A 9,327-nucleotide genomic window follows, 5' to 3' on the forward strand; every position below is an offset into this window, starting at 1 on the left:
ATCAGCTCCGTTGGCGTGCTTTGGTCTTGCTCCGCTTGCTGCCCTCGGCCTTGCCGTTTCGTGTCGCGAGCATGAAACCGGCGCCGGCGACCGCGGCGCCCAGCACCGCGAGCCCGAGTCCTTTCTTGTGCTCGCTGATCCAAAGCTCCGCGCTGCTGTCGACCGCCTCGTCGCTGAAGCTTCCGCGGGCGCCGTGATCACCCGCGACCGGCTCGAACAGATTGTCCTTCCGGTCGGGCTTCACGCGTTCGGGCCGCTGCTGGCTCTTGAACCCGGTCGCGGCGAGATAATGGTCGAGGGCGCTCGACGCGACCTTGTTGCCCCAGATCGCCTCGACCGCGGGCATCCCGACCTCGACTTCCTTGCGGTTCGTGTGCGCCGCGAAATAGATCGCGCGGCCCGCGACCTCCGGCTGGTAGACTTTGCCGACCGGGCGTGGCTGGCCGGGCAGCTTGGCACGGATCCAGTCGAACTGCGGCGTGTTGACGCCGGGCAGCTGGACCATCGTGATCTTCACCTCCGGGGCGTCGTGGAGCAGCTCGGAGCGGACGGAGTCGATGAAGCCCTGGATCGCGTGTTTGGCGCCACAATAAGCCGACTGCAGCGGGATCCCCCTATAGGCCAGCGCGGAGCCGACCAGCACCACCTTGCCACGCTTGCGCTCGAGCATCCGCTTCAGCGCCGCGCGCGTGCCGTTGACCTGGCCGAGATAGGTGACCTGCGTGACCCGCTCATACTCCTCGGGAGTCACGTCCATGAAGCGCGAGAAGATTCCGGCGAAGGCATTGTTGACCCACACGTCGATCGGCCCGAGCTCGCGCTCGACGCGCTCGGCCGCATCCTCGACCGCTTTCCAGTCGGCGACGTCGGTGGGGATGGCGAGCGCGCGTTGGCCCAGCCCCTCGACCTCGCGCCGGGTAGCGTCGAGCCCGTCCTTTCCGCGCGCGAGGATCGCGACGTCGTAGCCGTTGCGCGCGAACTCGCGCACGGTCGCGCGGCCGACGCCTGCGGTCCCGCCGGTCACGACCACGACAGGATTGGCTTCGCTCATCATACGCTCCTTGCCTTCCCCACCCACTCGGGTTCGTTCCACGTCTCCTCGCGCCGCCGAAGCGCGAGCGCGCCGGCCCAACCGAAGCCGAGCATCGCCAGCGATGCGGCGACCATCAGCGGCGCAACGGGCCAGCCGATGCCGGCCATCCCCGGAAGCACCAGCCATGCATTCTCGATCACCCGCATCACCAGCGTCAGCCCGGCGAGCGCCATCATCGCCCTTCGGCTCGCGCGCACCGTCGGCGACAGCAGCGCAGCGAAGGTTACGAGCCCCTGCAACCCGTAAAGAAGCCAGGCGAGCGCTCCCCAGTCGTCGCGACCGCGCTCGATGTACCAACGCGCTTCGGCGGGAATGTCTCCGGCCCAGATGACGATATACTGCATCGCGTGCATGTAGCCCCACATCAGGAGCGCGGTGACGAGCACGCCCGCGGCCGCGAGCGGCGCCTTGCCATCGCTGCTCCACAGGCCGAGCAGGATCGCGAACGAGATGCCCGCCAGCCACTGGTTGGTGAGCGCGAGCAGCCCGTAGATCGACGAATGGAATTCGGGTTGCGTCGATTCCGCGAAGTCGATGCCGATCAGCGAGCCGATCAGCGCATAGGCGATCACGCCCGCCGCCGCGATCGGCCCGCGCATCCGTGGCGAAGCGGCCAGCAGCGCCCAGGCGATGAGGGTCAACGCAAGCAGATAAACGACGGTTCGCACGACGAAAAAGCCGGTCGAGAGCCACACCGCCTTGAACGCCGCATAGCCGGCGGTCGCACCGTTCGCCGTCCACGGGTAGATCAGCTCGACGCCGACCAGTAGCGGGATCATCGCGATCGCGACCAGCGGCACCAAAGTCGTGCCGAGCACCAGCGGCTGCGCATAAAGCCGGCGCCAGCTTCCGGGGATCAGCGCCACCAGCATCAGCAGCGCGAGCGCGCCGATCGGGATCGACCCCCAGCCGAGCCAGCACACCAGCCACGCGATCAGCGCCTGGCGCGGCGCGAGCACGAGCCCGGCCGCGCAGCCGACGAGGCCGATGATGCCAATGAGGAGCGCGCGGTCGCGGGTCATCGCTTCACCCGCTGGAGAGCGCGAATGTACGCCGCGATCGCCCAGCGGTCGGCCGGCGGCACACGGTCGGCGTAGCTGTACATGACGCCGTGGCCGTGCGTGATGACGTCGACGAAATGCTCGTCCGGCGCGTTGACCAGCCGCGCCTCGTGGAAGCTCGGCGGCTTCGGAAATCCGCGCTGCACGACCATGCCGTCCGCGTCACCGCCCGGCCCATGACACTCCGAGCAGAAGATGTTGAACCGCTTGCGCCCGCGTTTGACCAGCGCCAGGGTCATCGGCGGCTTTTGCGCAAGCACGTTGCCGAGTTCCTGCTCGCGCGACACGCTGCCCGGCGCTGGGCTCTGCAGCACCTTGCCGTTGGGGAAGACGTTCGAGCGCTCATATTCGTCGAGCTTGCGCTGGTCGCTCATCGTCAGATTCTGGTTGCATGCGGCGAGCAGCAAGACAGACACCGGCAGCGTGCGCTTCATGGCAGCACCGCCTCGACCGTCCACGCGCCGAGGCTGCCGAGGAAGCCGCGCGTCCGTTCGGCGTCGAACCGCGGATCGCTCGCGTCGATGTAGAGGAAGAAGCGGTCCGCCGACGCGAGGCCGAAACGCGGCGTCCCGAACAGCGGGTGATAGAGCTTCGGCAGCCGGTTGATTATCAGCATGCCGGCGACCGCGAACGTCACCGCGCCGAGGATCATGATCTCGAAGTCGACGACGAAGAAAGCGGGCCAGGCGAACAGGGGCCGGCCGCCGACCTCGACCGGGTAGTCAACGTTGACGAACAGCTGCACCGCCAGCATCCCGAAGAAGCCGACCAGTCCGCCGATGATCGTGATCCAGCCGATGCGGTGGTCGCGCTCGAGGCAAAGCACTTCGGCCATGCCTTCGACCGGGAACGGGCTGAACGCATCGATGCAGCGAAAGCCCTCGGCCTTCGCCTGCTTCGCCGCCTCGAGCAGCGTCTCCTCGCTCCCGAATTCGCCGATGAGCCCAAGCAGGCGGTCAGCCACGCGCCGCCTCCTCTTGCTCGCGCGCCAGCACTTCCTTGTCCTCGAAGATCGAGATCGACGGCAGGAAGCGGACGAACAGCAGGAACGGCGTCAGGAACAGGCCGAGCATCCCGATGTAGGTGCTCCAGTCCCAGAAGCTCGCGTGATAATAGCCGAAGCTCGACGGCAGGAAGTCTTTGTACAGGCTCGTGACCAGGATCATGTAGCGCTCGAGCCACATGCCGACGACGACCGAGGTGCTGATCAGGAACAGCAGGACGGGGCTGCGCCGCACGCGGTCGAACCACAGCAATTGCAGCGGCAGGAAGTTGCAGCAGACGGCGCCCCAATAGCTCCACGCATAGGCGCCGAAGAAGCGGTCGTGGACGGTGGCGATCTCGCGCGCCTCGCCCGAATAATAAGCGTCGAACACCTCGAAGAAATATCCGTAGGCGGTCATCATCCCCATCGCGAGGGTGACCTTGGCAAGCACGTCGAGGTGGCGCTCGGTGACGATATGGCCGAGCTGGAAGGCGTGGCGCATGACGATCGCGATCATCGCCACCATGGCGAAGCCGCTGAACGCCGCGCCGAGCACGAAATAGGGCGGGAAGATCGTCGAGTGCCAGCCGGGGATCTGCCCCGACGCGAACAGCAGCGACACCTCACTGTGCACCGACACCACCAGCGGCACCGCGATCGCCGCGATCGTCCGGTACGTCTTGTTCCACACCGCCCAGTGCCGCGCCGACCCGCGCCAGCCCAGTGCGAAGATTCCGAAGAACACCTGCCAGCCGCGCCTCTTCGCCCGGTCGCGGACCGTCGCCAGGTCCGGCACCAGCCCGATGTACCAGAACAGGATCGAGACGATCAGGTAGGTCATCACCGCCCACACGTCCCATTCGAGCGGGCTGCGGAACTGCGGCCACACGCCCATCGTCGCGGGGTACGGGAACATCCAGTAGACGAACCACGGGCGCCCGAGGTGGATGATCGGCTCCATCCCGGCGCAGATCACCGCGCACACGGTCATCGCCTCGGCGAAGCGGTTGAGGCTGTTGCGCCAGTCCTGGCCCATCAGCAGCAGCATCGCCGAGATCAGCGTCCCCGCATGCCCGAGCCCCAGCCACCACACGTAGAGGTGGATCGCGAACGCCCAATTGACCGGGATGTTGAGGCCCCAGATGCCGACCCCGCGCGCGAACAGATAAGTGATCGACGCGAGGAACAGCGACAGCAAAGCAAGGCTGAGGATGAAGGCGATCAGCCACGGGATCCGCGCCGGCATGTGCAGCGGGATCCGGGCGACCTCGCGCGTGATCTCGCCGAACGATTCGCTCAGCGGGATGACCGGAGTCCTACTCGCCATCGGGTTCGTCTCCGATCTTCGCGAGATAGGTCGTGCGCGGCCGCGTGCCCTGTTCTCCGAGCAGCGAATAGTTGCGCGGGCTCTTGCGCTGCCCGGCGACCGCGCTCTCGACGTCGGCGAGGTTGCCGAAGGTGATGGCCTGCGCCGGGCACGCCTGCTGGCACGCCGTCGTCACTTCGCCGTCGCGCACGTCGCGGTTCTCGATGTCGGCCTGCACCTTCGCGCCTTCGATCCGCTGGATGCAGTAGGTGCATTTCTCCATCACCCCGCGGCCGCGCACGGTAACGTCGGGGTTGCGCTGCGCCTCGGTCGGGCTCGGGGCGTCGGTCGTGTAGTCGAACCAATTGAAGCGCCGCACCTTGTAGGGACAGTAGCTCGAGCAGGTGCGCGTCCCGATGCAGCGGTTGTAGACCATCAGGTTGAGCCCGTCGGGGCTGTGCACCGTGGCGTGCACCGGGCAGCCCATTTCGCACGGCGCCTGCTCGCAATGCATGCACGGCACCGGCTGGAAGTGGGTTTCTGGATCGTCCGGCTCTCCCGCATAATAACGGTCGACCCGGAGCCACGCCATTTCGCGGCCTTCATAAACCTGGTGCTGGCCCACGACCGGGATGTTGTTCTCCGCCTGGCAGGCGAGCACGCAGGCGTTGCAGCCGATGCAGCGGTCGAGGTCGATGACCATCCCCCAGGCGGGATCGTGCTCGGGCCACTCCGGGTAGAAGGAGGTGCGGTCGAGCTCCTCCTCGTTCCGCAGCGCGGACGGGTGCGCGGGCGTCACCGTTCGGATGAGGTCGGCACCCTCGGCGTCCATCAGATGCTGTTCCTGCGTCGTCGCGAGCTTCACGCGCTCACCGGTGGGCTTGACTGTGCCCACGGCGTTCCACGGCTCCGCAGCGCTGCGGAGACGGTAGGCGTCATAGCCGATGCCAGTGCCGATGCGGCCAGCGCGCTTGCGGCCGTAGCCAAGGTAGAGTGTGATGACCTGCTGCGGCTGCCCGGGGAGCACCCATGCCGGCCCCTCGACCGCGCGACCGCCGCTCTCGACCCGGACCACGTCGCCGCTCTCGACCTTCAGCTCCGCAGCAAGCCGCGGAGAGATCGCGACGACATTCTCCCATGTCGTCTTGAACAAGGGCTTGGGCAGCTCCTGGAGCCAGCCGTTGTTGGCAAAGCTGCCGTCGTGGATCGTTGGGTCCGGACGGATGACGATCTCGACTTCGCCGTTCTTCGGAGCGGCAGCGGGCGAGGGCGGTGGAATGACGTTAGCAGGCGCTGCAGCCCTTGCGGGCATTGCGACGAAGCCGGTCTTGAGCGCACCCGCCCACGCCGCATCGTCGCCGAGCTGCCTCGCCCACGTCTTCCGCACGATTTCGCGCGCAGAGGGCACTGCGTCGGCGGTCAGCGACGCGACGATCTCGTGCAGCGAGCGGCTGTCGAACATCGGCCGCACGACCGGCTGGACGATCGTCGCCAGCCCGTCCGGAGAGCGAGCGTCGCTCCACTCCTCAAGCGCGTGCGGAAGCGGCAGATGCCAGTTGCTGATCGCCCCAGTCTCGTCGGTATGGAGCCCGGCGTGCACGCGCAGCGCGACCTTGGCGTAGAGTGCCGCGAACGGGATGTCTCCCGGTGCCTGATAGACCGGGTTGGGCCCGAGCACGAACAAGGCGGACACGCGCCGCGCCTCGATGTCGCGGACGAGGTCGAGGAACGATCCGCCCGGCTCGGGGACGTAAGTCAACGGCGCCGCCACCTCGCACGTCCGCCCGACATTGCCGAGCGCCCGATTCACCTGAAGCGCGGCCGCTTGCAGCTGCGGCGGCGCTGACGGCCCGATCGTCAGCAGCGAGCGCCCTCGCGTGCTCTCCAATGCCTGCCGCGCCTCCTTCGCCCAGGCAAGTTCCTGGTCCGTCAGCGTCACCTTGCCGCCGCCGACGATGGCCTTCGCCAGCATCGCCAGCCGCGAAGGAGGGATGCCCAGCCGCCGGTCCGCCTTCGCCCCCGTCTGGGTTGGCGTGGTCTCGGCGACGAACAGCCGCATCCGCTCCTGAGCGTCACCATGACGCTCGCCCCACGCGCGGCCATGGATCGCCTGCGCCGGTCCCGGCCCGAGCAGATCGTCGTCGAGGCTGACCACCACGTCGGCGGCATCCAGCTTCGGCCGAAGCCGCTGTGGCGCTCCGCCGGCATAGCCGCCGAGTGGATCGAACAGATGCACCCGCGCCTGCGGCAATGCCCGCTTCAGCTCAGCGATCTGTCGAAGCAGGGTCGGCGACGTGGTCGACCCGATGAGTAGCCGCAGCCCGGCACCGCCGCTGGCCCGCCACGCGTCGCGCCACTTCACCATTTGCCCGTCGAATTCGTCCCAGCTCGCCGGACGGCCGGCCATTAGCGGCTCCTGGCTGCGGTCGGGATCGTACAAATCGAGGATCGCCGCTTGCATGAACGGCGTGCTTCCGCCGCGGAACGCCGGATGCTCGGGATTGCCGTCGAGCTTGATCGGCCTCCCGGCCGACGTCGTCGCAAGCACCGGCTGCGCATAGCCCTCGAACGGGACCGCCGTCGCATAGTGATCGGTGCGGCCTTCGAGGAAGCCTTCGGGCCGGTAGACGAACGGCACCACGTCGTCCGACCGCACCGGCTTGCATGCCGTCATCCCGGCGAGCGCGAGCGATGCGCCCATGACCCGCAGCACCTGCCGCCGGTCCGCCGTCCACAGCTCGAAGATCGAGGGGAATTCCGCCTTCAGCATCTCGCCAAAGGCGTCGCTGCGCTGATATTCGTCGAGCGAGCGCCAGAATGTCTTGCCGCCGCTCATCGGTGGCACGTCCCGCAGCTGGTCAGCTCGGCCGGCGACCGGATGCGATATTCGGCCATCAGCCTGCGCCCGAGCGCGGCGTGGTCCGCCGGCGGCTTCCAGTCGAAATCATAGACCGCCTCGCGCGGCCGCAGATGCGGCGCCGGATCGCGGTGGCACTCGAGGCAGAACTTCATCTCGAACGCCTTGGCGCGATAGGTCAGCGGCATCTTGTCGATGCGCCCGTGGCATTCGACGCAGGCGACGCCCTTGGCGATGTGGATGTCGTGGCGGAAATAGACATAGTCCGGCACGCGGGCGACGCGGTGCCAGTCGATCGGCCGGTTCTCGGCAAGGCTTTGCCGGACCGGGGCCAGCAGCGCCGCCTCGGTCCACAGCTGCGAATGACAGGTCATGCAGACGTGGGTCGTCGGGAAGCCGGCGTTGGCGCTGGTCTCGACCGTCGAGTGGCAATAGCGGCAGTCGATGCCGTCGTCGGAAATATGATGCTTGTGGCTGAACGGCACCGGCTGCTGCGGCGCAAGGGCGACATCGTCCCAATATTGCGACCGTGCGAAGGCGAGGGCGCCGGCGAAAAATGCGACCGCGAAGACGAGCGCGCCGAGAGCCACCGCCCGAAACCAGGTGTCCGCCGTCCGGGAGAAGATTTGCGGCACGGGCGCTGAACGCTCACTTCCGCGCGCGGATGCGTGCGTCGGTCCCGCGACTCAAGCCGCTAAATCTGCTCCACCGGAATCGCCGCACTCCCGCTCAACGCGGGAAGCGCGAGCAGCCGTTCCCACACTTGACGAGGATCAACGATGGCTGGCGGCGTTCGCTGGATCAAGCTCCGCTCGGCTTGCCAGCCGTAGCCGCTAGGCAGCGAAGGTTGGTGGAGCCGAGGGGGATCGAACCCCTGACCTTCGCAATGCCATTGCGACGCTCTCCCAGCTGAGCTACGGCCCCACGTCCTTCCGGGAAGCCCCCCTTAGGCGAACTTTCCCCGGCTGGAAAAGGGGGAAATCGTCAGCCTGGGCGCCGGAAACTTTCGTTTCAGCTCTCGTCGTCTTCCTTCGCCGCTTCGACGCCGAGGTCGTCATCGCCCGTGTCGATGTCGACTTCCTCGTCCGCGCTCGGCTCCGCGTCCTCGTCGACGAGATCGTCGGCGGCGAGGTCGTCGTCGGCCTTTTCCGGCTCCTTGGCGGTGACGGGCGCCGCTTCGAAGGCGAGCGGCTGCTTCGACTTCAGCACGGGCTCGGCGATGAAATCCGTGCCGCATTCGATGCAGTGGACCGGGTCGTCCTTGCCGAGATCGTAAAAGCGGGTCGAGCACTTGGGGCAAGTGCGCTTGGTGCCCCATTCGGGCTTCACCATGAGGGTCTCAACTCCAATATGAAATGTATGTGTCGCCGGTCCAGGCGGGCGTTCGGCGGCGCGCCTTGCCATAGGGATATGCCCCTGTCAAAGCACCGCGCGTGAGCGCCGAACGGGGATTGATCTGGTGTGCCGCCGCGGCCCGCGCAAGCCTTGTCGACCGCCGCAGCTTCCTCGGCTCGCTCGCCGCCGTCAGCGCCGCCGCTGCAACCACGCCCGTCTGGGCGAGGGGACCTGCCTCCTATCCGTCGCCCGACCGCGAGCTGATGGCGACCGTCCCGGGCGGCCGCGTCTACGTGCGCATCAACGGCAAGCTCGATGGACCCCGCCCGCCAGTGGTCATGATTCACGGCGGCCCCGGCGGGAACCACGCGCCCTTCCTCAATGCCCTTGCCTTGTCGGACCAGCGCGCCGTGATCCTCTACGACCAGCTCGACAGCGGCCTTTCCGACCGCCCCAACGATCCACGCAACTGGACCGTGGAGCGGTTCACGGATGAGGTCGACGCGGTCCGCCGCGCAATCGGCGTGAAGCGGTGGCACGTCCTCGGCGCGAGCTGGGGCGGCACGATCGCGCTCGAATATGGCGCGCGCCGCCCACCCGAGCTCGCCGGGCTGGTGCTCGCGAGCCCGCTGATCTCGACGCGCAGCTGGATCGCAGACGCCAACGCGCTGCGAGCACAGCTGCCGGCGG

Annotated in this window: 9 protein-coding genes and 1 tRNA gene; 1 reads left to right on the top strand and 9 read right to left on the bottom strand. The window is 67.6% G+C overall.

Features of this window, described 5'->3' with window-relative positions; all coding sequences use genetic code 11:
- Position 1: 1 nt before the first annotated feature.
- From GH737_RS02380 to GH737_RS02420, 9 genes are all read right to left on the bottom strand, one after another.
- On the bottom strand, positions 2–1,051 hold the full coding sequence (locus GH737_RS02380; protein WP_155263258.1) for an SDR family oxidoreductase: 1,050 nt from the start codon (positions 1,049–1,051) through the stop codon (positions 2–4).
- Entirely contained in the window at positions 1,051–2,115 is a 1,065-nt protein-coding gene (locus GH737_RS02385) for a hypothetical protein (protein WP_155263259.1), read from the bottom strand. The genes GH737_RS02380 and GH737_RS02385 overlap by 1 nt, the downstream gene beginning before the upstream one ends.
- Entirely contained in the window at positions 2,112–2,588 is a 477-nt protein-coding gene (locus tag GH737_RS02390; protein WP_155263260.1) for a c-type cytochrome, read from the bottom strand. Before GH737_RS02390 ends, GH737_RS02385 begins: the two co-directional genes overlap by 4 nt.
- A complete protein-coding gene (locus GH737_RS02395) occupies positions 2,585–3,118 on the bottom strand; it encodes a DUF3341 domain-containing protein (protein ID WP_155263261.1) in 534 nt (177 codons plus the stop codon). The genes GH737_RS02390 and GH737_RS02395 overlap by 4 nt, the downstream gene beginning before the upstream one ends.
- Positions 3,111–4,466 carry an NrfD/PsrC family molybdoenzyme membrane anchor subunit gene (gene nrfD, locus GH737_RS02400; RefSeq protein ID WP_155263262.1) on the bottom strand — a complete coding sequence of 452 codons (1,356 nt, stop codon included), beginning with the start codon at positions 4,464–4,466 and terminating at the stop codon, positions 3,111–3,113. Before nrfD ends, GH737_RS02395 begins: the two co-directional genes overlap by 8 nt.
- On the bottom strand, positions 4,456–7,281 hold the full coding sequence (locus GH737_RS02405; RefSeq protein ID WP_155263263.1) for a TAT-variant-translocated molybdopterin oxidoreductase: 2,826 nt from the start codon (positions 7,279–7,281) through the stop codon (positions 4,456–4,458). Before GH737_RS02405 ends, nrfD begins: the two co-directional genes overlap by 11 nt.
- Complete coding sequence (locus GH737_RS02410) at positions 7,278–7,892, bottom strand: cytochrome c3 family protein (RefSeq protein ID WP_230558582.1); 615 nt, start codon at positions 7,890–7,892, stop codon at positions 7,278–7,280. The genes GH737_RS02405 and GH737_RS02410 overlap by 4 nt, the downstream gene beginning before the upstream one ends.
- Before the next feature lie 258 nt (positions 7,893–8,150).
- A tRNA-Ala gene (locus tag GH737_RS02415) sits at positions 8,151–8,226 on the bottom strand.
- 87 nt (positions 8,227–8,313) lie between these two features.
- On the bottom strand, positions 8,314–8,634 hold the full coding sequence (locus tag GH737_RS02420; RefSeq protein ID WP_155263265.1) for a TIGR02300 family protein: 321 nt from the start codon (positions 8,632–8,634) through the stop codon (positions 8,314–8,316).
- Positions 8,635–8,735: 101 nt separating this feature from the next.
- Here GH737_RS02420 and GH737_RS02425 point away from each other — a divergent pair.
- Positions 8,736–9,327: alpha/beta fold hydrolase (locus GH737_RS02425; RefSeq protein ID WP_230558583.1), on the top strand; the 592-nt coding region annotated here is incomplete at its 3' end.

It is taken from the genome of Sphingomonas segetis (assembly GCF_009720245.1).
Classification (GTDB): Bacteria; Pseudomonadota; Alphaproteobacteria; order Sphingomonadales; family Sphingomonadaceae; genus Sphingomicrobium; species Sphingomicrobium segetis.